This is a genomic window from Clostridium sp. AM54-37XD (genome assembly GCF_003478225.1).
Classification (GTDB): Bacteria; Bacillota; Clostridia; order Lachnospirales; family Lachnospiraceae; genus Coprococcus; species Coprococcus ammoniilyticus.
This window is the reverse complement of sequence record NZ_QUEV01000002.1, coordinates 108,900-132,857: the sequence shown is the minus strand read 5'-3', so window position 1 is coordinate 132,857 and position 23,958 is coordinate 108,900. Positions and strand designations below refer to the sequence as shown.

Sequence of the window (23,958 nt, the reverse complement as noted above, 5' to 3'; positions counted from 1 at the left end):
CAATTCAGTGCTACCAATCATTATACTGCCATCTTATTATTTGTCAATTTATTATTTTACCAAATCGGCATCAATATATTCCCAGCATGTTTTCTTGCGGGCTGCTCCCTTCTGCGACTGATGCTATAACTTTCCAGATGAATACTATTTATTCCTGTCAGCGGTATCTCACCTGCCAGAAGACCACCCTTTCCTGTCGTCGACGCACAATCTTTACAAACGGATACTACTCCTGCCGCTGATGTCCCAGCTGCCAGAAAGCTACCGCTCCTGCCGCCGCTACGTTAAGTGAATCCACACCATGTGCCATCGGAATCATAACCGTATAATCGCAGTCAGCTATCGTATCTCCGGCCAGCCCATCGCCCTCTGTACCAAGCACAACCGCCAGCTTTTCCTCACGATTTAACTGCGGATCATCAATTCCTACACTATCTTCCCGAAGTGCCATTGCCGCCGTCTTAAAGCCCATTTCTTTCAATGTCTTCATTGCCTGCTCCGGCCAGATACCATCCTTCTTTGACAACATTGTCCACGGAATCTGGAATACCGTTCCCATACTCACACGGCTTGCACGCCTGTAAAGAGGATCACTGCAGCCACCGGTCAATATCACCGCATCCATTCCAAGTGCTGCGGCACAGCGAAACAACGCTCCCACATTTGTCGGATTGACCACTTCTTCCAAAATAGCGATCCGCTTCGCTCCCTGACATACCTCCTCTATCGTTGGCAATGTCCTGCGGCGCATCGCACACCAGAGTCCTCTTGTCAGATGATAACCGGTAAGCTTCGTCAATATCTCATCCGGTGCAACATAGATTGGAACATCCTCCATCCGATTCAGAATCTCCTCGGCCTCTGCAAGCTGTCCCTTTTCTGCCAGAAAAGACACCGGTTCATATCCACCATCTAACGCCCGCCCGATCACCTTCGGACTCTCAGCAATAAACAGCCCTTCCGCCGGTTCATAGATTGTTGCAAGCTGCCGTTCCGAGAGCTCCGCATAAACCACCAGCTCCGATCGATTCAGATCCGCTACTTCTATTATCTCCATCATAATTCCTTCCTGATACACACGCTTGTCATCTTATTATGTCAATTACCTTTATACCAAATTGGCATCGATATACTTCCAATATGGCTTCTTGTTTACCTCACCTTCATGCTCTATATACCAATTTGCAGCCTCCTGTAACCCGGCATCCATTGACATCGTCTCCGGATATATCTTCTTCTGCCGGGTCACATCAAGACAGTATTCATAATTATAAAAGCTGAAATAATTTCTCTGCTCTACTGTTTCCGGTACCGATACGAATTCCGGTACTTTATCAAAGCAGGCATAACATTTGATAACCCAGTCTCTTATCGATATTGCATTTTCATTTCCGACATTCAAAATATGATCCGTTGGGCACTTTGTAATTATTATTTCCATCAGCCTGCACAAATCTTCCACATGGAAAAACTGTAATTTCATCTCACCGGCTTCCGGCAAATAAAATTTTCTGTTTGCCATTGCACAGTCAAATACAAACGCCTCCCGATAGACGTTGTCCATAGAACCATATAAATATGGCGGTCTTAAAATATAACCATCCGGGACTCTCTCCAACAGTGCATTTTCTGCTTCGATCTTATCTGTTCCATATTTTCCCCAGAATTTATTTACTGCTCTTTCAGAATTCTCAGGAAATGGCTGTACACCATACTCCGGATATACCGCACTGGAACTAATCATTATATATTGATCAAAAGAGTCCAGCGAATTATGTAAATCAATTATGTCTTGTGCATCATAAGCGGTTATGTCGGCAACAACATCAAAATGCAGATTCTTCAGCTTATCCCCTAAATTATGTCTGTCGCTTTCAATCAGCGTAACGCCCTTAACCTGCGGTTTTGAATTACGGTTCACTACATAGACATCATATCCATGCTCTACAAAATACTTTGCTGCATACTTACTGACAAATGTGGTTCCACCGGTAATCAAGATTTTCTTCATTGATATCTCCTTTTCTGCTGCACAGGGCTTGCTTATAAGCCCACCCAATTGTTTGCATCTACAAAGTAACATACCGGTAATTTCATTGTCAATATTGCTGCTAATCGATAAACAAAAAAATACCCGGAAGAGTGCAGTCGTGGGCTTTGGCATCACCTGCTTTTGTACCGGATACATATTCGGTAAAGATAGTAATAAACCACAAAAGTAACCGCCCCAGACTCACAAACTGAACGGTTACTCTTGTAATCAAAAAATATGTGGGCTAACCGTCTATCGGTAGCACCTTTTTCTGTATTCAGACTAACACGCATCTACGTGTATGTTAAAGTATTTTATCCCCTGTACCCTTAATATCCTATCTGTAAATCTCCTATCCTTAAATCTTCCCTCTGAGATTTTTATGTCATTTGTAGGGTCAAAGCTCATTTTTTGCTCTAAATTAGGGTCAAAATAGGGTCAAAACCCATTTTTAAGCAGAAAAAAAGACCTCCGAGGGCGAACCCTCGAAGGTCTGAAAATCCCTTATTTATGCGGTTTATCAGCGATTACTCGATGATAGTTGCAACTCTTCTTGAACCTACAGTTCTACCACCTTCACGGTCTGATTTGACTATGTTTAGAAACTTATTTGTTACGGTTTTTGCCGTTTTGTGACTCTTTTTATGGGTATTTTACCTATTATTTTATCTTTTTCCGGGGGAAAGTATCAAAAACGTATCACGCTTTTTCGTCCACCTAAGCCATAATATAGCATGGGCGAAAAACAATGTAAATTGGAAATTATGCCAATATTTCATTCTGTGATATGAATTTCGGTGGTTGTGATACCGATTTGATACCAATAAACATTATCGTCTTATCAATACGCTATTTCCTCGTAATCCCGTCATGTTCATACAAAATTAAGACACTTACTTAAAACTATGACAAATATCATCAAGTAATTCTTTCAACAGATTCTCTTGATAAGCTGCTCGCTTTTTTCCTTTCACATTTTCTGCGGTCTGTTTTAACAATGGATGCTGGATATTCTCCAATTTTACCAATCCGTTATTATCAATGTACTCTTTCGAAATGCTTATATCATAATCTTCCGGTGACATACGCCATATATGAATTCCATTTCCAAACTTCTGCCATAACCGATCTGCTATTCTTATTCCATCCGGATCAATATCCCCACTGTAATAGATTTCAGATCCACTGTTAAGAATGAGTGGAACCAGTTCCAGTGCTATCGTACGAAATTGTCCGGATGTACAAAGTAATGTCAAATTTTTATTATTAGGTTTATTTACACTGACAGGTCTTTTCTTTATCTCCTCCTCTGCATGTTCCAACAGATAGCAAAAAACCATCTCATTCTCAACTACATACACCTCATCCCCATCTGTCATAGCTCCGATAATTCCTTTTAGATTTTCCATAGTAATAACATAGGGTTCATGTAGTCTGCAAAATGCCTCATATGCCGGATGCCAACCTTCCTTAGTCTGAAGATGCAACCCATACGCATGCAAAATCGAAGAAACATTATCGGGTACAATTCCCACTTCGAACAACAATTCACGCCACTGATGTGCGTTCTTAGGTAATTCCGATTTTTTCCAAAAACATATTGCGTGTTGTAAAAGTTGTCCAGGAGTAGAACCACGATCAAAGTAATGCGGATTTCCAGATATCTTTGCAGCAAATACCGATAATGGTGACTCAGCATCGCTCTCCTTTGTATTCTCCAGTTGCACGAGTGCATTTCCTACATTTTTTGCTAATATTGCTGCTTGATGGCTGTCTTTTTTATATTCCCTCACCAACTGCTGATAGCCATATTTTTTATCTGAAAGCATCCCTTGAACCCATAAAATTGCGACTGACTCACCATCTATGCTATGAATCAAATTATCAGATAGCTCTTGAAAAAAAGCGCTTTTCTGTTCCTCCTGCGCCTTTTTCTCTCCCTGATTGGTATACATCGGTTCATCAAAATATGCTTCCAATACTTCTTTCATATCTATCGGAGCAAAGCACGTCTTCTGCAATCCCTGTTCAAATTTGTTAAAATCAAAGCGGATATCCTTATCCTGAAAATTTTTTCCAAGAATTCCCCCTATTGCTCGACGTTCTTCGTCATTTGTGTTACTTAATGTGATACTTCCACCTACTCTCCCGAGGGATTTCCATTTTTCTCGACATGCCTCCATACACCTATGATATTCTTTCTTACTCTTAAAATAGTTTGCACACTCTGTATTATTGCTCATCCAGTATCCTTTCATGTCCATTCCATGTATAACGAATTACGGAAACAGTTTGAGAATTCTGCGGTCTTTGCAATTCAGCAATTCTAAGTCCCTTTACAGTTTCAAAACATCCCCATAATGCCTGTGAATTCATAATATAATCAAAATCCAGCTTATGAACAAGCTCAAACATACTACTGATATTTTTATCATCCACTCCTGCAAAAGCTTCATCCAACGCAATCAAACGAGGATGTTCTTTGTTTTCGGCTTTTTGGTACTGCGCGTTGACTGCTGCAAACAGCGGAACATACATCGCCATTGCCTTTTCACCACCACTAAATCGATTAAAAGCTGCATTTGTCAATGGCTTTCTCGCTTCCTCTCCATGTCGGAAATACATTTGGAATCCAAACCACTTACGATAATCCAATGCGTCTCTTATCATTTCCATATAATTAATCACACTGCCATTTTCCTCAAGTTTTTGTTTTTCTGTATGAATTTTACTTCGAAAATGCGCTGCAACCTTCTCAATATCCTCCATTGTGAGAAGTGATCGATCCCGAAGTAAAATCTGTTCCAGCTCAACTGTATCGAGCTCTGTATCATTCTCTGCTTTGAGAGGCTTCCATTCCAACGAAAAACTCAACCCCATAGAAGTATCCATATCTTTCATAAGCTTTGACATATCCAAAACCCATTTTCTGCTCTCTTCAATTCGATCTGTTAACTGTTGGCTGATAGTCTGAGATAAAATATCCTCAAACAATTCACGGTCTTTTTTCTGAATCAACAATTCCGTTTCTTCAATTGCTGATTTTAAGATTCCATAAAATTCCTCCAAATAAACCTTTTTTCCATTCCAGGTAGATACAACTTGTACACGCTTTCGAAGCATATTGGTCATCTCTGTTTCTATTGATGTGTCACCTACTGTTCCAAAGCACTCTTCCAAAGATGTACCATAGTTTGCTAAACTTCCATTATACTTCTGATATACTTGATATAACGCATTCAACATATCTGAAGATTCTCTGTTTTTATCATTTTCCCTAATGACACCCACTGCTTCTTTAGCACATTCGAAAAGCGTACGGTTTCCTCGCTCAACAACAAGTTTCAGAGAAAGTTCCTCCTCAAAATACTTTCTAAGAAAGGTTTCTTCTGCGATTGCCTGTTTAAGTTTTTCCGTCTGCTTCGGTTCCGATTCGAGTAATCCTTGAATTCTTTCATCCAAATGAGCCAAATCCTCTTTTACATCATCATACTCTTTATTCAAATGTTCAAGCTCCGTATTCAGCTCTTTTAACCTATTTGCTCTCTCAATATTTTCCGGTCTGTTAAGATAATCCTCAAACTGCTGGATCTGAACATTGCATGCTTTTACATGAGTACTACAATTTCGTTTCTCTACAAAAGCATCATCCATCGCCTGTTCTGCCATGGCTATCTGTTCCTCAGTATGTCCGCAACTCATACGTTCTGTTCCAAGCTGCACTAAGTTCCCCCGCACATTCTGCCAGATTCGATTATACTCTTCAAGTGCATCTCCTACCTCATCATAAGCTTCTCTCGTCCGTGCGTATGGAAATCCTTTACACTGTTTCAACATTATCTGATATTGTTCATTTTTCTGCTGAGCAAAATTCCGTTCCTGTATTTCCTCCTGATTATACTGTTCACATATTCTCTGCAATGCGAAATTACAATCTTTCTCTTTTGCTAATGCATCATTAATAGCAGCAAATCCCGGCAATCCCAGATACTCCTCCTGCAAAGTAACAAGACACTGCTTAATCTTATCAATCTCCTCATTGATATCTTCCACATTTTTCGTATATTCCCGAACCTGTTCCTGTAACAACCGAAGCTTTTCTTCTTTTCGTTTCTTTCTTGCAAGTAAACCGACAAACTCCGCTTCACCTGTCTTATCTGCCCTTCCGGCTAAAATACCTTGACGGAAACTTCCGTCCTCGCCAAGAAAGATGCCTTGTCCGCAACCCTTCTTTTCAAAAATATTACTTAATATACGTTCGACCATTTCCCGGTGTCCATTTCCTAACGTTTCACTTACTACCAACCCCGAAAAATGTGAATTTCCTTTTTTCTCTACATATAAAACCGTATCTAAAAATCGTGGACATGACTTCCGAATTTTCTCAAAATCTTGCTGAGAAACTATTAAAGCATCCATAATTCCCATTTTCTGCAACTGCGCCTCTAACCTTGCACATGCAACGGAACTCAGTTTCTCTGCAAATTCCACAGTTTTGTAAAACGGAACTGCTCTAATGCCTGCTTCCTGCAAAGCAGCTCGTGTTTGCCTTGTACTTTCCTCTCTCTCCGGCTCCAATTCCTCTTGATTTTGAAGCTGACACAATTCCTCCTTTGTTTTCATCAAAATCTCGTTTTGATGATTTAACTCATACTCCCTATCACTTCTTGCATCTGTCAGTGTCTGACGCTGTCTTTCATAATCTGTCCGCAGCAATTCCTGTACCACTCCTGCATCTTCAACGGATTGATACTGTCTGATTTTCTCTTCGACTACATTCAATAATACCTCTTCCGGATTCCATTGTTCGGAAATCTTCTTTGCATTAAAAAGCTTTACAATCCATTGATCAATCGAACTGATTACATTTCCCTGCGCAATGTCCAATTCTTGCTCACATAAACTTCTATGTTGTCTAATCTGCTCTAATCTGCTTTCGATTTCATCATACTGTTTAGCAATCTCTTCGTACCGCCGAATTACTTTTTTGCACTCCTTAATCAGTTTTCTATATGTATCCAAACCATTAACAATCTCATTAGTTTCTTCATATTGTTCCAATTCAATCAGTTTAATTGCAATTTGATGCTGATTCCACTGTAAAATTTCCTGTTGTTCATCCAACTCATGCCTTTCATCCAACAATTCCTGTTGTTTTGATTCCAAACGATTTTTTATTTCTTTCAGTTTTCTTTCTCCAGCAAATATACGTTCTTTGCTTTCCTCTATCTTTTTATCCCATTTTCTTTCTTGAGTTTCATACTCCTTTTTATTTTTCCTTGCCTCTTCAAGCTTACGATCTACCCCCTCTAAATCCGTATCCAAAAGCCCTGCTCGTTCAATATCAACCAATTTTCTGCTTTCTTTCAATTCCTCTAATTGGACATTTTTGTTCTGTTGCTCATTCTCTGCATCCAAGCGTTTCTGTTTCTGTGTATCCAGCAGACTCTGCTCCGTTTCAACCTCTTTCTTTTTTGCAAGATACGCCTGCGCTTTTTTTGCAATCATATACTGATTATAACGTATGTATTCGTTTCGAATCGCCTTAACATCCGTATATGCACGTTTAAGCATATCCAAACTATCCTGGATCTCATCCATTTTCTCCATTGCATCAACCATCACACGTAAGTCTTCGTCCGTAAGTGTCTGCAAAGAATCATTGAGAATATCATATACTTTTGTAGGCTTAAATTCTTTGGATAACTTCGGAGCACGTACTTTAACAAGCAACTTTATAAACTGCTCATATTGCTCTGCCTTACGAAAACCAAAAATATGTTGATTGACATATTTTTTATATTCACTCTGACTATCCGTAAAGATATTATTCTCTCCGAGTTGTGTCTTCATTTCTCTTTTATCATAGGGAATTCTCGTAGTTCCAACTTCCTTATATAACCATATGTCATAACCAATTCTGCGACCATCCAAAATAATAAAGCCCCAAAAATCCATTGGCTTTCCGCGTTTTGCTCGTTGTCCAATTCCAATTGTTCGGTATTCGGCAGTATCCTCTTTTCTAAACTCCAAAAAAAGATAGCCTGTAGACTCGTCCTTTCCTTCTTCACCCAAGAAATAATATTCCATTCTACGATCACTTGAACCAAATGGATCCAAACGGCTCGGTGTACGATCCCCATCCAGCACAAACGGAATAAAGCTCTGTGTAGTAATTGACTTACCGGAACCATTTTGACCTCTGAGAAGGAGCTTTCCATCCACAAATTCAAAATCTTCCTCATCATATAGCCAAAAATTTACAAATCCTATTCGATTCATTTTCCATCGTTTTGTCAATTCTTTGTACCTCCCTCAAAATCTTTCGGATAAATGCCCTTCATCCTTCCAACCGCCGGTAAGATTGTAATTTCATCTCCATCATATGCAAGCATCATCCAGTGCTCCATATACTCCAGAATTGTCTCCAGCAGTTTCTTCTCATCCATTTCCCGAAATTCCTTGCTCCATGCATCATTCCATTGATTACGACAATCAAAAACTATTTCAGCAAATTCGTTTCTTGAAAGATATATACACTCATTTTCTTTCTTCTGTAATTTTCCATCATAAAGTTTCTTCTGAAGCTTTGCACACAAAAGCAATACAGCCTCCGGAAGCATAGCATCTCTTGGATGTACCATTCCGTAACAATCATCCGCTTCTAATGTTAAAAATGCTGCATTTTTATAGATATCCAAGTTTCCACCCAGATTATCATTCAAATATTTTGAAACCCATTTCCGCTGATTTTTTAAATAGAGTGCATCTGCGTCATCATTTTCTTCCCAATAATATGCCGGGCAAACCGCCAATTGTCTATACACGCGATTAATCCGTAGAGTTCCGCGGTCTTCGTTTAATTCCTCAAAGTCAATTTTCTCGAAATCTTTCCATGATTCATATGAGGAAATATCAGTAGTAAAACTGGTTGCAAAATATTTGGAATACCCCGTATTTTCATACAGAACTTCCTGCCCCTCCTCTCGACCAAACGCCTCACTGCTTCCCTCATATACACATAGCATCTGTAGTCTCTCCATATATTGCATGACCCGAACTAAAGATTTCCTCTGCGTAAAAGAAGTCCAGTCAATCTCCATATAAGTCTTTAGCTGCGTTTCAACATAATCAATCAATTCTGATAAGAGAAATTGCTCCTGTTCTTCCTTATCCTCAAGATACATTAATACAACACACAAAATACAGTAATCCCTAATGTCCGTAAAATCTTCTATTCCCATGAAGCTCTGTGCATGCGCCGGTTTTTTTTCCAACTTTAATAGATTCTCTGTGTGAATCAATTTCCATCCCAATTGTTCACGGATAAATTTCTGAAAATTAGGAATGTCTCGTTTTACCTTATAATAAGTTTCCTTATCACAATCTTTACAAATCCAAAAATTTTCTAATAATATTCTTGCTTCATTCATTGTTCCTTAAACTCCAATACATATGCCGGCATAGTTAATGCACCATCTTCGCATTGTAACACGCAATCTCCATCTCCTCGGATAAGCTGATATTCCTGTCCATATTCTGTTCTTCCAAACTTTTGGGAATTCATATTCGCCTGTGCTATCCATTGTAAAAATATTATTCTTACATCTTCCGGCACTTTTTCATTAATTTCTGAAAAGGTAATCCGATTATCTTTTATGTAATGCATGACAATCTCTTTTTGCTTTCTGACACGTTGCAAGTAATATTCCCTCTGCATATATTTCTCTAATGACTTATCTGCAAAACCTCTCTTATCCTTTTTCTCCCTATAATTTCTTGTATGTGGTTTTAACAAAAATTCCGCAGGTTCCTCATCATACACACAATTATTAATTACATCCTCCTCCCGAGGTTCATTTGTCTTAAAGTGTTGTATTTTCTGTATTCCAAAAACATGAGCAGACAGTTTGTGTGCCTCATCAAGATTCTCACATTTTAGAAACAATTCCAAAAATTTTCTATAATCATCTTTTCTACTGATTCCCCAATTTTGAATTTGAACAATCAATGCTGCATTTTGAATGATACTTCGAATGACATCATTGGTAATCTGTAAAACCTTTTTGCATTCGCAATTATGATCTGGCGTATCAATAAACCAGTTTTTCAAAGAATTCCATTTACCGATAACATTTTCTCTTATACTAGGCTCCGCATTGCCATGAATTTCCAAAAGCGCATGTGGTATATCCAATTCACTTTGTATCACTTTCTCCAAAACACTATTTTCTACAACGGCAATAACCTTCACCAAAAGTTGTTCAATTCTCCTTGCATGTTGCTGAAGTGCTTGGACAAACTCATTCAAATATTTTATAAATTTATCTTTGTGAATAACAAATTCAACAGATTTCATCAAATGATCCGTCTTCCCCGAATAAAAATCCCGAAGATAATCCTGGTAATTCTGATTGAGCCGCTTAAAATCTTCCTGAAGAAGGCTCCACCATTCATTAACCTCTTTCAAACCTACATGTTCCATTCGTTCAGCATCTTCAAGACTTTTCTCCATGCGGACGAAAAAATTTGTAGATAAATTCCCCGACTCCAGAAAAACATTTTCCAATCTGACTGTCAATCGCTCTATCTCTACGGCATATTCAGACATAGTATATCGATACTGCTTATTTTTATACTCAGCAATGGTATAAACTCGTCCAGGATCTTGAATCGGTGTAAGATTTTTCCATTTAACAAGTACCTCCAAATCCAACACTAACTGCTCCATGGTATAGTCTGCAAAAAAATCATCCTGCCTAATCAACCGGAATACATCTTCTTTGTACAATTGAAAATGCATCTTTTCATATTCATGATAAAACAAACGCATGATTTTTCGATATATCGGTGCATTCGGCACAGATAAATACGAGGTTTCATGTATTGGATCAAAATGTTCCATCCTTTGTATCCTTTCTCTATCAGTTTTTACGGAAAAGCTCTCTTGTAAGTGATTTTTTGCTAAAAATTCCCGTCAATTTCTTCATTGACAACTATCCTAAAAAATTGTATTATATCTAAGTCGATAACAAAGTGTATAAAACACTTAATGCGACATATAATAAAAAGAGAACATAGAACATTAAATGTTCTTTAATAACAAGAAGGAATGCTAGTAATGTTTTTGGTTTATCCAAGAAAAGTTTACTAGCATTTCTCTTTATTCATAGTTTTCTTTAAAATCCAAACACATAATACAACGTTTTGCATTTGTTTCTGTCGCATAATCATTTGGATATTTTTCATTCAAATACTTACATGCTAATCTCAAATCATCTACACTAAGCGTTTCAATATTCTTCAGTATGACCATTGCTGCCTTTCTACAATTATCAAGCGTATCCATATACCCAACAAGTTGTCCATATGTATCAAATTCCGGCACATTTTTTATACTCTTGGAAACAGTACTTGAGATTATTTTTTCCATAGTATTATGCGCCTGCATATAGTTATATAATTTACTATTCTCAGAAATATCTTGTCCCTTTACATATTTGAATACAGGAAGCAATCTATTGATTGGAATTCCACGTAACCGTTCATCACACATCGCTTCTGAATCAAAATTTTTGTTATCAAAGATAATATCCTCAAATATTTGTTTATCTTCAAATCTACCATATCCATACTTATTCAAAATATTATCCTTATATCCGATAGCAATAGCTAATGGTTTAGTAGATAAATCTATATTATCAAGATTATCTATTCCAACAATAATAGATTCAGCATCCAGCGATGTCATACTTTGATCAACAATTGTTTTAACAACTTTCCGAGTCTCACGCACTCTTATCGGAGATATTCCCGGAGTAATTTCTCCTAATTTTTCATATATTTTTACATAATTGTCCGTCTGAATTTCCACAAATGGTATTTCTACACCATTCTTTGTTACAATGGATCTCTCTATTTCTATAAGTTCTTCCTCATCTTTTTTATAACTGATAAAAACAAAATGTTTTCTAATGTCCACCAATTGCTCTTCTGACAAACAGCTCAAAAAATCCTCAATGATATTTCTGACATCCTCATCTGTCATAGAGTACCCCATAAATATAATAGGTGATTCTGCAAACAGTGTAAGCATCTTCGCTATTATAAGTTTTCTAGAGTCCTTGAAGTGATTATAATCATCCTCAGTTATAATTATCGACTCTGCATCCGTTGCGCTTCCATGAATTTTATATATTTCAGCAATATTATAACTATCTGCAGAAAACAATTCGTGCTGTCGAACATACACTTGAAAATCCTTATTAAATACTTCATTTTCCAAAAAGGTATCATAGTTTGTTGTGATTATAGCAGACACTTTATTTTTTAATGCACGGAACTTCACAAGTTCTTCCTGTAACTTGAATGATTTATTTAATTTTTGCTTTTTAAATAAATCCGCAAGATACATTTTATATGGAGATATACCGCGCTTTACCCAACTGGGATTTTTATTATTTCCAATTCCCAACTTGATTTTTCTATCATAAAATGCCTCATTAAACTGTTTTTCAATCAAAGTTCCCATATACACATTAGTTTCAAAATCCGACATTTTTTTACGTCTACATTCATCTAAGTATTTTTGATACTGAAACGGATCCGATTCATACTTGGTAAAAGATTTTTCTAGTAGTTCTTCCCATGACGGATACCCATATAAATATCTTTTTGAAATGCCTGAACCGATAAATAGTACAGGCACACGATTTGCTTTTACCAATTCATCAAGTATTGAAGTTCTCATATTTATTCCTTTCATATTTTATTCAACTTTTTGTACATCTTACCCTTCGTACTGCCAGTACTCTCAATCAATCCTAGCTCCAACATATCCTTAAGCAACACTTTAATTCTTGATTCCTTAACACCTGCAATAGCCTCAAATTCAGATGCCTTATACCACCATTCAGGTTGCATAGCGTTAAAAATAGCATCGTATTTTTCCTGCGTTTTTTTCGTCACTTTTTTTTCGTCACTTTTTTTTCGCCACTTTTTTTCACCACTTTTTTTCGTCACTTTTTTCTTAAAAGAAAGCGACAGTACCGTTCTGTCCGGATCAAATCTCTCCTCAATCACCGGTTCTTCCCAACCTTCATCTGCCCAAACGTTAAAGATGTTTGACACGCCACTACCAGCACGTTCACCAATATTGATAAGATTATTAGCATACATTATTTGTTTCATTATACTGCAACCTCTCTTATGCTTTGAAACAAAAATTATAAAATGGCTTGTCCTTACCATATCTGTCCTATAAAACTTAAATGGCAACACATAGTTTGCATTATTATTCTTCAAAGACGCAACTAATGCATTTAGTACTATAGGTTCACGTTCTTCTGCAGACAGTCCGCTTAGCTCAGCTTTGAGAGAAGATACTTTTGTACCCCCAAAAATGCTTTCCAAATACTCATCAAATTTTGTATTACTGCTCAATGCCATGTTAATTCTATTGTAATTAAAAAAGAAAATGCAATCCGAACCATTATTATTTATTAACTTAGATATCAAATCTATTGTTAATCCCTTATAACCAAACGGATCCACAAAAGAAAGAATTGGTCCTTGTGCATTAATTCTAATATCACTAGCAAATGCCTCATCAACGGTTTTAGTTGAATACTGTATACGTTTATCCAATTTATTATCAATGTCTGCATTCTTTATATGTTGTCTTAGATTATTAATATTGTCCTCACTTTGGTCATTGAATAAAAACCACATACGATTTAAAAGTCTAGGATTATTCAACACATCTTTAACAAGAAGTAGAGGAACCGATTCACTCCCATCTTGGTAAACTCCTGGTCCGCTAAACAAATCAACATATCCTATCTCGCTAGAAGAAGACCAATTATTACACATCACTCTTGACCACGCCATAAAGTAACTTGACACAATTTTCGCTTTTATCTTTGATTGCTCAGACGGGCTATCGAAAAATATATCTGTATTCATCATACAAACCTCCCTCTCTCATCATACCCTAATATACATCATATTGTATTATTAAAACTCTTCCTCAATCGCTACCCAATGTTCATCTGCCATACTTTCTGCAAACTCGGTATTATTAATATACAACTGTTCATCTTCATCCCTTACAAATCCCCATTTGAGACCATACTGTTCAGCATATCGTTTAAATGCTAAGAATTTATTACCGATTTGCATATCAATATTCTTACTGTGTCCGGAAGCCTCGCCACCTTTTGTTTCAATAAGCCATGTTTCTCCGTTTTCTTTTTGTACAATGTAATCCGGATAAAACAACCACTGTTTCTGCAATGCATCTGTATATACGATTGACAAATACTGCTGCCCGGCATCTCCGTTCTTGTAAAACCATTTCACCTCACGATTATTTTCGCAGTAACGCTCAAATAATCTCTCGGGTAAAGATCGTGTTCTATCGGTACAAAATGCAGTTGTGTATTTCCAATATGCATATAAACGGAATTCTTGTTCTTTCCTAACTTCACTGAACTTATACATCTCTTGTTCCGGAATTGTGAACTTATCTGTCTTAGGTTCCAAAACAAAGGATTGCTGAACATTCATCTGACTGGTAACATGTTTAAAATCCATTTTTAACTTCTGCGTATTGTTAATAATAAATGCATAAAAAGCGTTCGTATCTAATGCAAGAAATTTATATTTATTATTCTTTCCTTTACGAAACATTCTTTCCAGAATCGCCTTTACCTTTTGTGATTGCATACCGGTTACCTTTTTTATTTCATCTATCGCATGCAGTAAATATACACCATGCGTATGAGTGTTCACCTGCGTTTTCATCACAATTTGTCGTTGTGCATCCTGTTTTGTCAATTCCTCCGTTGTACGAAAAATTCCTCGCAAAATGTGACTATCAATTTCTTCATCAAAATTGTAGCCTGCTCCTGCCAAATTAACTTTGTTATTTTCTTTATTCCCGGTCAATGAATAAGTAGTTTTAAAGTATTCATGTACTTTTAGAAGAGTTTCCCGTTCGCCCAGGCCATCATAATCCAAATTACGCAATTCTTTGGTAAGCGAAAAACCCTTTACTTCATCTTTCAAAAATAAGCGCCGCAACTGATATGCCTTATCCAAGGAGGATAATAACCCTTCCTTATACTTTGTATCCAGCGTATACAAATAACAAAAATCCAAAACATTTATCCCATAATGCTTTCGTTCCGGCATTCTTCTTATACGCCCAATTGTCTGAATCTGAAATTCCTCACTTCCGCCTTCTCGCAACTTAACAAGTATCTTTGCCCGAGGACAATCCCATCCGGTAGATATAGCTTGCTTCATAAGCAAAAATGCAGGTGTACCATCTAAAGCGGTTAAATCGTCTGACACCATCTTGTCATCACTCATCCAAATATTAACCATTCCATTGTCATATGTATACCCCATGGACTCCAGTTTTTCCTCAACAGCTTTAATTGTTTCAGGTTGTCCGGCAGGAAACTGAATCAAAACAAGCGGACGTATATTAGCTCCTACCAACTTATAATTTTCTGCAATTTCTTTACGCTTCTCATCTGCCAAATCAAGCAGATAGTCATAATCATTTACTATCTGTTTATCCTCATCTACACCTTCATTCACATAAATCGCACGTGTAATCAGTCCGGCATTTATAACCTCATCTTCCGGTATTTCGTAATACTCCTGATGACTGACTTTATTTGCTGTCGCAGACACACGTATAATATTCTTTGCTGCAAAAGCATTTATAATATCATTCGCCTTGCTGGTATTATTAGTATGTTCCTCATCAATGATAACTACAAAGTTTGTTCCCTCTTTGTGGGCATCTGCAATTCTATCAAACAGATTTTGTCTCTCGCCATCCTTAAGTGCATTATTTCCACGCTTAGTTACAAGTTCCCAATTGATAAAAGTGATGCTTCCCGGCGTGAAACCAGTTAGTAAGGAATACAATAAATTTCTCGTATCTCTCTGTGGTGTAATGCGTTCCATTTGTTCCTTACTTTGTTCTTCCAAGTCTCCTTTACCCGGACATAGCCAAACAAATGCTGTATTATTATCTGTATTGTTCAAATATTCATCAATATATTTAATCAGAATAATTGTCTTTCCCGCACCGGTGGGAGCCTTGACAGTAATCACTTTCTTGCTATCTCGTTCTACCGTCTTTTGAATCAAGAAGTCGACGCAATCATTCTGAAACTCAAAATCTTTTATCCCTTTTACCATAATTCTCCCGCCTCTCTTAATTCAAAATCGAAATAATAGTCAGGTATTGTATACATATCCGCTGCTCCAAAAAGCGCCTCTTGCGATGCGGTTAGTAACACATCTTGAAATACATAAATCGCTTTAATCTCGTTATATTCAGACCATTTTTTTTCTAATTCATCAGCCTCATCATCACTCATAATCATGATATAAGAATTATCATCAATTTTAATACCATGTTCTAATTGAATCATTTCGGTCACATGATCTAGCAAAGCGTCTGCTAAATACTCTTCGGATTTTGATACAAAATCTGTATGGTAATACTTTAGATTTGCCGGAATACCTTCCGAATATATACTTCCATCCTGTCTTTTACCATTAATAACTGTTTTAATTCTTTGATATGTTATATCTTCACAAATATTGTTTTCGTTATTCGTACAGAGAATAAACTTACGATGTCCTCCATCCTCCTTATTCAACTCCAAAACTGCTTGTGCTGTAGTTCCTGAGCCAGCAAAAAAATCAAGCACAGTTACATTTTTTTTAACCATTCTTTGAAGTAACCATTTAATCAATTTAACGTCTTTGGGATAAGAAAATGCCACATTTTCAAATAATTGTTTTATAGTTTTTGCCCCCTGCGTACTTGAAAATTCATCTATAATACCCATTGGCCTATTGGTTCTTTTAATAATATTCCCTTCATTATCACAATTAAGATATTGTTTCGTATAGACAGTCCAAATTCCCTTTGCGTCCTTTTTTATCTCTATAAATCCATTTTTTAACCCCCACATGTATTTATCCTTTGACCATCTCCAACATGCTTTCTTACCACTATTATTATCTTTTGGATTAATATATGTATGATCAGGAGTTTCTATTGGATAATCTAGTGATTCTGAATACTGAATTGAACCCATACCCAACTTCTGTAGATAATACTTACCTCTGATCCTCTCATATTCATCACTACATTTATAACGTTCCTCATTACTTATATTTACTCCAGCTATCTCTATCATTGTAATATCTTTGGCGTAAACCAAAATATATTCATGTTTTATCCTGAATAGCTTACTATCCGAACTACCGCCACCTTCCTTATTGGCCCAGACCAAATTCGCAACAAAATTATTATCTCCAAATATTTCATTGCATAGCAAACGCAAGTTAGCTTGTTCAACATCACTAATACTAACAAAAATTAAACCATCGTCTGTTAATAAATTTCTGGCTAAATTAAGTCGCAAAGACATAAAAGATAGCCACTTACTATGGCAATAAGTGTCCTCTTTAACCACAAAAGCATCATCATACACAAAGTCTTTGTTTCCTGTATTATATGGTGGATCAATATAAATAACATCCACTTTTCCTCTATGCGTTTTCTCAAGTAAATGTAAACTATGCAAATTATCCCCTTCCAACAGGAAATTATAGTCCTCGCCCGGTGCCATACATATTTCGCGTTCTTTTACTTCCGTAAAAACCGGAATATTATCACGCATCATTACATCAACAACTTCCTCATGCTCTTCCCATACAAGTCCATAGCGTTTTGATAGCAGTTCTTTTTCAATCTGATTTATTGCAATCAAAGACTCATCATCGCTATGCTGTTCTTTTAAAGTTTCCAAAAACTCTATCATTTTATCCCGACGGATTTTAGACAAATTGCTCATACGTTTCTCCTGTTCTATACTTCATATTCCTGTTTTTCCTTTTTACTCAAACACAAGTAGTTCAAGTAACACTTCTGACATTTTTCCTTGCTACATTTTCGTGGCAAATCATTGTTTCTAATATTTGAAGCAGCATCTCTGATATCACGACTTACATTCTCAAGCAATCCTTCAGTTACTCTCTGACGTTCACTTTCAGAATTATCCAAATTATAGATTTCCAAATAATCTGCAGTTTCCCCAGTTAGTTTTTGATATCCCAATGCATATATTTTTAACTGTTCTGCATTTATACACTCTGTAACCTCTCGACTAGCCGTTTTAAAATCAACGATATAAGTTTTCTCTTCACCGGATATTTCACGACGTTTTACCAAGTCAATCCGTCCATTTACCTTTATTCCATCTCCCATATCCAGTTCAATATCCGTCTCCGCCATTGTTATATTTGCAAAATCATCCTGATTTTTAGTTACATATCCAGCTATGGATTTTTTTGCACCTTCCAACATGTTGTCTTGTAGCTTAGGATTTGCATAAGGTAAGTAAAAGCTGTCATTCACAATCTGTTCAATATCCTCAGATGACAATGTTTCTCCACTTAAGAATCTTCTATGTATATTCATAACAATCTCATGCATTGTCTTTCCATACCCTAACGCCGGTACAATAGGTTGTACAAATCCGTAAAACATGGATAACTTAAAACGGTATGCACAGTCAAAGTAATCCTGTAATATAGAAAAATTAAGATTGAGTGGGGCTGCATCCTCGCTCATAGGCGGAATATGGTTCCCTGTATATACCATTTTTTCATCAAAGCCAAGCATATATGGAGATTCTTTCGCTTCTACCATAAACTCTGATACTTTCTTTTCTCTTGCATTTCCAGGAGATCGGGTTAGGAATAAAAACTTCTTTGCGCGCGTAATAGCAACATAAAACAATTTACGTTCCTCTTCTACGCCTCCTGCAAATCTATCTGCATTTGGAATCCAATCCTTTTCTATCACATGCCAAATACTCTTTCCTCCCATCTTTGCTGACGGAAAGTTATTATGATTCATCTGTGGAATAAAGACCGCAGTAAACTCCAATCCTTTGGATTGATGCACTGTCATAATATTCACCGCATCTGGTCTAATATATGTATTCGCAATATGTCCTTCTGGATAATATCCATCTGCGGTGTATTTTAAGAAATTGCAAAAGCTACTAAGCTTATTAGCAGGTATTGTGGTGTAATAAATCGTTTCAAAATCATTAATTACCTGACTAAACTTTCCTAAATTATATAAAATAATCTCTGATGAATTGCTCTCATCTACAATTGATATTCTACGTAAAAAATCATGATATACCTTCTGTAATACAAACTCTCCATAGAATTTTTTGGATTTTACATCAATTACATTTAGCGTAGCAATTGCTTCTGCTATTTCCTTTTCATCTAATTCATAATCTATACTTTTCCAAAGCTGAAATAATTCCATCATTCCGATTGTACCGGCAAGATAATCAAATATTCCCTTTGCCGCCTGACATTCGGCAGTGCTGAACAGCTCATTTACGCCTTCAATAATGTATGGTATCTCATACTCGTCAAACATTTTGGCAATATCCGGTCCATGCTTACGTTTTCTAAGCAGGACAGCCATCTCAGAGTATTTAACACCCGAATCATGTAATGCCTTTATACGCTTCGCAATGAATTCATATTCTTCATCGCACCCATCAAACTCCCTATAAACCGTATCGCCTTCTTCATATTTTACGAGTTTTCCTGATTCCATTACTTTCGGTAATCGCTTTTCATTATTTACAATAACACGCTTTCCAATATCGACAATTGCTTCTGAACTCCTATAATCTGTTCCCAAAACAATATACTTATTGATTCCATATCTTTCTCTAAAAGTGAGTATATTCTCCGGATTACTTCCTCTAAACTGATAAATCGTCTGATCATCATCACCAACTATGCACAAGTTACATCCACCTTGTTTGATAAAGTGAATCAACCTTTCCTGTATTGGATTTGTGTCCTGATACTCATCTACTGTCAGATACTTTATCTTACTTAAGATGATATCTGCGAAATCCTTATTGTTCTCCAACTGATTAAGCATCTCCTGCATAATCAAAGAATAGTCAAAATATTTCTTTCTATAGAATGTTCCTTTGTATTTATCAACTGCAGTTCTTGTTTTTTCATCCCACTTATCTCTTTCAAACCAATTTTCATTTAATGTGCTCATTACACTCAAAAACAAATTGGTCTCTGTATATATTTTCAACCCCAAATCCGGCATACCACAGAAGTTATAATTTTTCTCAATATATAACTTCGTTTTAATTTCATCTAAAACTGTAAATTTCTGAAACTGAACAATATGTTCCTGTAATATCTTCAAGCAGAAACCATGTATTGTACCAATATACATATTGGCAAAGCCCTTGGTATTTCCCAACACTGCTTCACCATATTTATAAACCCTGCTCTTTAATTCTTCTGCTGCTTTCTCCGTAAATGTAAATGCGACAATATTCTCAGGCAAAATATCTGGATTTGATTTTAAAATATTAATTATTCTACGGGTAACAACACCGGTTTTACCGGCACCTGCACATGCAATTATTTCCAAGTCCTCATCAATAGTTTTTACCGCTTCAATCTGATTATCAGACAGATTTTCAAACAAATCCATTGGTTATCCTCCTTGCCAAGTCTAAAAATATTAAAGACTATTTATTCAACATATTATTATACAGAAAATGGTGTCCAAAAATCCGTACTCAATCCTTTACATACTCCATAATATCCCCATAGTCCACATCAAGCGTCTTGCAAATCTTGCCAAGCACACCCAATGTCACTTCTTCATCTCTCCTAAGCTTCGTCATTGTATTAGGCGCTATTGCTGCCTGTTTCCTCAAATCCGCTTTGCTCATTTTTCTATCCACTAATAACTTCCATAATCTGTTGTATGATACAGCCATAATGTGTCCTCCATCATGCATCAAAAACTTAAAAAAATCCACTAAACATTATATCACAACCATTCTATACCTTCAAGAAACTTTCGCACAACCTTGCGAGGTGCCCAACGTGCAATTTCTGCATTATTTCAGCTCCATTTTCGCTATTTTCCGCTGTTTAATCTCTTACTTGTGCAAAACAAAATTCCACCTACTCCTTATTACTCATTTCTCAGTTATTCTTCTTGCCACTCACCAGTCCTTCGCCAGATACGCACTTTGTGCTCACAGGTCCCCTCGTGCATTCAGTCAGGGTGCAAAGCCCCTAAACCCCTGTTTCCATATAGGTGCTCCATATTTTGGAGCCACTACAAAATTATCAAAATATCTGTCATCTGATGGTACTCCACTTTGGGGAGCCATTTTTACAAAAGTGCTCCAAAAAGTGGAGTACCTATGTTATATCCAAAGGGTTTTAGGGATTTTTCCCTAGCCAGTGCAGCATTTTGCCCCGGATATCCAAAATGCGTATCTGTCAGAAGACATTGCTAAATTCACCTGTGTCATTTTATAATATAGAAATACCATTTCGGCACATAGAAAACCGACTGGATTTCTCCAGCCGGTCCTACCCCCGCTTATCTTTCTACCACACACTCAAATCATCCAACGCATCCAGCCACACCTGCATCTCCCCACTAAGCATTAACCTCACATACTCCACCGGGTCCTCAATAGCCAGTGCATCCACCTTTCCTTGGGAGTTTGGAGTGGTCCGAAGACCCTGCTCCCATTTCCCACAATCAAGACTTATGATGTGATTGGTATCGTAGTGAACCACATTCACCGTATTATTCTGCTCGTTGTAAAATCCTCTTATCATTCTCATGACCAGCCACCTGCCTTTCGAAACTGCATCTCTGTAACCATATCCACCAGATTGCTTTCCAGTTTCCCGGTAGCCTCCGCATTGAGTAAATCTGCCACCTGCTTCTGCTTATTCGGATAAAGGTGTCCGTAGATATTCATGGTCGTATTCACGGAATCATGTCCCACCCGCTGGGCGATGACCAACGGCTGCATCCCCTTCTCTATTAACAAAGCAATGTGCGAATGACGAAGATCATGAACGCGGATAGGCTTTAGCTTAGCCTGCTCCGTCTTTTGCTTCATCTTCTTCTGAATTGCCCTGTCCGTAATTGGGAAGATTCTATCCTCCGTTGTCAATCCATATTGCCTGTCCACAAAATCCTTCATCTCCTCTGCAAGAAACTTCGGAATCGTAATCTTGCGATTAGAACTCTCTGTCTTTGGTGGTGTAATATAATCTGTCTGATTTCTCCTGTAATAAGTCTTGGAGATGTTCACCGTTCCGTTTTCAAAATCAATATCCTGACTGGTAAGTGCCAGTAGCTCCCCTACCCTGCATCCAAGCCAGAATAACATCTGAAAGATAATCCGATACATCTCCTCATCCGAACTAAAACCTTGAATAAACTGTTCGTACTCATCCTTGGTCCAGAAGTTCAACTCCTTAGCATTCGGACGCCCCATTTTATCCACCTTCTTGCAGGGATTATCTTTCAAATCATAGAACTTCTCTGCGTGGTTAAAAAGTGCTGTCATCTGGTTCTGTATCATTCTCAGATACGTTGGCTTATAATCCTGATTCAAAAGTGCATTCTGCCACTTGATAATATCCACCGCAGTAATCTCATTCATCTGCTTTTCACCAAAGTAAGGAATGATCTTAGTTTCAAATAGTGTCCGCTTTGTCATTATGAAACGCTCCTTCAGTCTCGGTGCCTTATCCTCAAAGTACACTTCCACAAAGGAAGCAAACTTCATATCCATGCTGGCACTCTGCTTCTGTAAGAAATCACGTTCCCACTGCTGGGCATCCTTCTTGGTAGCAAATCCACGTTTCATCTTGGACTTACTCTCTCCAAGCCAATCCTTATAGTTGCACTTACAAAACCAGGTATTTCGTTTCTCGTCCTTATAAACCGGCATACTCATTACCTCTCTTTCTTGTAGTCGCCACACCCGGCATTATTCCGGGTATGGCTTATTCAGTTATCAAAGTTCATCTATTGCGCTTCGCCATATCCGTAGCACTTCTTTTCGAAGTAGGCTCTCGGAACGGAACCTGCCTTGGTAAAGTAACCCTGTGCTTTCAGTTCTTTATTCCATCCACGGATAACTACGTAAGCGGTTGATTCTGCAATTCCCAGAAGCCCTGCGACTTCCTTAGCAGATAAATAGCGATTCGTCATACTCCTTCCTCCTTTCCACTAAAACTTATGTACGCTCTTGCACATGACACTCACCTCCCGTTATCTAATTAGTAACTATATTGTTACTGTTTGTTTTTGATTGTATAGTAACATATATGTTTCTGCCAAGAGATGAGCGAAAAATATTTATCACTTATAAAAAATACTTCTTTTTATAGAGTTTACATTCCCATATCCACGGCTCTGCATTCTGTCCTGAATTGTAGACTTTTTTACTGCCATACAGTAACATTTATGTTATTGTATTATCAGAAACGATATTGTTACTATGTAATTGGAAGGAGTTACACGATGGCTATTGGTGAACGAATAAAACGAATCAGAACTTTCCGTAAACTGACACAAGCTCAGCTTGGCGAAGCTGTTGGCTTATCCGACGTACGAATCCGTCAGTACGAAATCGGCAACCGCACACCCAAGGAAGATATGATACAAGAGCTGGCAAAAGCCCTAAACTGTAATTACCGCTCCATCTACGAGCCTTCCCTCTACGCAGCGGAAGATATAATGTATGCTCTCTTTGAATTGGATGAACATTACAATATGCCCCTCTACGAAGTTGCAAATCCCGAAGACCCTACCGAGAAACATATCGCTGTTGGTTTTGATTATTCTTTGTTGGATGATTTCCTGAATACCTGGAAAAAGAAAAAAGAGGACCTAGCCTCCAGTAAAATTACCAAAGAAGAGTATTTTGAATGGAAGATTAACTGGCCTCACGCCAAAGATTAGAAACCCGTGTAGCACACGCGTATCA

The 23,958-nt window shown here is 37.4% G+C and carries 16 protein-coding genes; 1 reads left to right on the top strand and 15 read right to left on the bottom strand.

Annotated features, from left to right (window positions below):
• Window positions 1-226 precede the first annotated feature (226 nt).
• The 15 genes from DXA07_RS02295 to DXA07_RS02225 all read right to left on the bottom strand — a co-directional run bounded on the left by DXA07_RS02295 (window position 227) and on the right by DXA07_RS02225 (window position 23,180).
• Complete coding sequence (locus DXA07_RS02295; protein WP_117822276.1) at window positions 227-1,060, bottom strand: RNA methyltransferase; 834 nt, start codon at window positions 1,058-1,060, stop codon at window positions 227-229.
• 48 nt (window positions 1,061-1,108) lie between these two features.
• Window positions 1,109-2,011: an NAD-dependent epimerase/dehydratase family protein gene (locus DXA07_RS02290; protein WP_118483226.1), complete on the bottom strand. Its 903-nt coding sequence runs from the start codon at window positions 2,009-2,011 to the stop codon at window positions 1,109-1,111.
• Between the two features lie 914 nt (window positions 2,012-2,925).
• On the bottom strand, window positions 2,926-4,275 hold the full coding sequence (locus DXA07_RS02285; protein WP_118483224.1) for a TIGR02679 domain-containing protein: 1,350 nt from the start codon (window positions 4,273-4,275) through the stop codon (window positions 2,926-2,928).
• Window positions 4,265-8,332, bottom strand: a complete 4,068-nt coding sequence (locus tag DXA07_RS02280; protein WP_118483222.1) for a TIGR02680 family protein — start codon at window positions 8,330-8,332, stop codon at window positions 4,265-4,267. The genes DXA07_RS02285 and DXA07_RS02280 overlap by 11 nt, the downstream gene beginning before the upstream one ends.
• Complete coding sequence (locus tag DXA07_RS02275) at window positions 8,329-9,465, bottom strand: TIGR02678 family protein (RefSeq protein WP_118483220.1); 1,137 nt, start codon at window positions 9,463-9,465, stop codon at window positions 8,329-8,331. The genes DXA07_RS02280 and DXA07_RS02275 overlap by 4 nt, the downstream gene beginning before the upstream one ends.
• Window positions 9,462-10,937, bottom strand: coding sequence for a TIGR02677 family protein (locus DXA07_RS02270; protein ID WP_118483218.1), 1,476 nt, complete (start codon window positions 10,935-10,937; stop codon window positions 9,462-9,464). Before DXA07_RS02270 ends, DXA07_RS02275 begins: the two co-directional genes overlap by 4 nt.
• 258 nt (window positions 10,938-11,195) lie before the next feature.
• Window positions 11,196-12,797, bottom strand: a complete 1,602-nt coding sequence (locus tag DXA07_RS02265; protein WP_118483216.1) for an SIR2 family protein — start codon at window positions 12,795-12,797, stop codon at window positions 11,196-11,198.
• Window positions 12,794-13,999 (bottom strand): three-Cys-motif partner protein TcmP, encoded by a 1,206-nt coding sequence (tcmP, locus tag DXA07_RS02260; RefSeq protein WP_118483214.1) that lies wholly within the window; start codon window positions 13,997-13,999, stop codon window positions 12,794-12,796. Before tcmP ends, DXA07_RS02265 begins: the two co-directional genes overlap by 4 nt.
• A 48-nt stretch (window positions 14,000-14,047) precedes the next feature.
• The gene (locus DXA07_RS02255) at window positions 14,048-16,252 is read right to left on the bottom strand and encodes a DEAD/DEAH box helicase family protein (protein WP_118483212.1); all 2,205 of its coding nucleotides are present in this window, start codon (window positions 16,250-16,252) and stop codon (window positions 14,048-14,050) included.
• Window positions 16,246-17,925, bottom strand: a complete 1,680-nt coding sequence (locus DXA07_RS02250) for a site-specific DNA-methyltransferase (protein ID WP_118483210.1) — start codon at window positions 17,923-17,925, stop codon at window positions 16,246-16,248. Before DXA07_RS02250 ends, DXA07_RS02255 begins: the two co-directional genes overlap by 7 nt.
• Window positions 17,926-17,939: 14 nt before the next feature.
• Window positions 17,940-20,633, bottom strand: a complete 2,694-nt coding sequence (locus DXA07_RS02245) for an ATP-dependent DNA helicase (protein WP_118483208.1) — start codon at window positions 20,631-20,633, stop codon at window positions 17,940-17,942.
• A gap of 88 nt (window positions 20,634-20,721) precedes the next feature.
• A complete protein-coding gene (locus DXA07_RS02240; protein WP_118483206.1) occupies window positions 20,722-20,925 on the bottom strand; it encodes a helix-turn-helix transcriptional regulator in 204 nt (67 codons plus the stop codon).
• 625 nt (window positions 20,926-21,550) lie between these two features.
• Window positions 21,551-21,793 carry a DUF6061 family protein gene (locus DXA07_RS02235; RefSeq protein WP_118483204.1) on the bottom strand — a complete coding sequence of 81 codons (243 nt, stop codon included), beginning with the start codon at window positions 21,791-21,793 and terminating at the stop codon, window positions 21,551-21,553.
• Window positions 21,790-22,917, bottom strand: coding sequence for a site-specific integrase (locus DXA07_RS02230; protein WP_118483202.1), 1,128 nt, complete (start codon window positions 22,915-22,917; stop codon window positions 21,790-21,792). The genes DXA07_RS02235 and DXA07_RS02230 overlap by 4 nt, the downstream gene beginning before the upstream one ends.
• 77 nt (window positions 22,918-22,994) lie before the next feature.
• Window positions 22,995-23,180, bottom strand: a complete 186-nt coding sequence (locus DXA07_RS02225) for a hypothetical protein (protein WP_118483200.1) — start codon at window positions 23,178-23,180, stop codon at window positions 22,995-22,997.
• A 312-nt stretch (window positions 23,181-23,492) separates the two neighbouring features.
• Between DXA07_RS02225 and DXA07_RS02220 the strand changes: the two genes are divergently transcribed.
• Window positions 23,493-23,933 (top strand): helix-turn-helix transcriptional regulator, encoded by a 441-nt coding sequence (locus tag DXA07_RS02220; protein WP_118483198.1) that lies wholly within the window; start codon window positions 23,493-23,495, stop codon window positions 23,931-23,933.
• Window positions 23,934-23,958: the final 25 nt, after the last annotated feature.

Coding starts and splice junctions, on each gene's coding strand:
- DXA07_RS02295 (WP_117822276.1), bottom strand. CDS start 1,060: ATGATGGAGATAATAGAAGTAGCGGATCTGAATCGATCGGAGCTGGTG.
- DXA07_RS02290 (WP_118483226.1), bottom strand. CDS start 2,011: ATGAAGAAAATCTTGATTACCGGTGGAACCACATTTGTCAGTAAGTAT.
- DXA07_RS02285 (WP_118483224.1), bottom strand. CDS start 4,275: ATGAGCAATAATACAGAGTGTGCAAACTATTTTAAGAGTAAGAAAGAA.
- DXA07_RS02275 (WP_118483220.1), bottom strand. CDS start 9,465: ATGAATGAAGCAAGAATATTATTAGAAAATTTTTGGATTTGTAAAGAT.
- DXA07_RS02270 (WP_118483218.1), bottom strand. CDS start 10,937: ATGGAACATTTTGATCCAATACATGAAACCTCGTATTTATCTGTGCCG.
- DXA07_RS02265 (WP_118483216.1), bottom strand. CDS start 12,797: ATGAAAGGAATAAATATGAGAACTTCAATACTTGATGAATTGGTAAAA.
- tcmP (WP_118483214.1), bottom strand. CDS start 13,999: ATGATGAATACAGATATATTTTTCGATAGCCCGTCTGAGCAATCAAAG.
- DXA07_RS02255 (WP_118483212.1), bottom strand. CDS start 16,252: ATGGTAAAAGGGATAAAAGATTTTGAGTTTCAGAATGATTGCGTCGAC.
- DXA07_RS02250 (WP_118483210.1), bottom strand. CDS start 17,925: ATGAGCAATTTGTCTAAAATCCGTCGGGATAAAATGATAGAGTTTTTG.
- DXA07_RS02245 (WP_118483208.1), bottom strand. CDS start 20,633: ATGGATTTGTTTGAAAATCTGTCTGATAATCAGATTGAAGCGGTAAAA.
- DXA07_RS02240 (WP_118483206.1), bottom strand. CDS start 20,925: ATGGCTGTATCATACAACAGATTATGGAAGTTATTAGTGGATAGAAAA.
- DXA07_RS02235 (WP_118483204.1), bottom strand. CDS start 21,793: ATGAGAATGATAAGAGGATTTTACAACGAGCAGAATAATACGGTGAAT.
- DXA07_RS02230 (WP_118483202.1), bottom strand. CDS start 22,917: ATGCCGGTTTATAAGGACGAGAAACGAAATACCTGGTTTTGTAAGTGC.
- DXA07_RS02225 (WP_118483200.1), bottom strand. CDS start 23,180: ATGACGAATCGCTATTTATCTGCTAAGGAAGTCGCAGGGCTTCTGGGA.
- DXA07_RS02220 (WP_118483198.1), top strand. CDS start 23,493: ATGGCTATTGGTGAACGAATAAAACGAATCAGAACTTTCCGTAAACTG.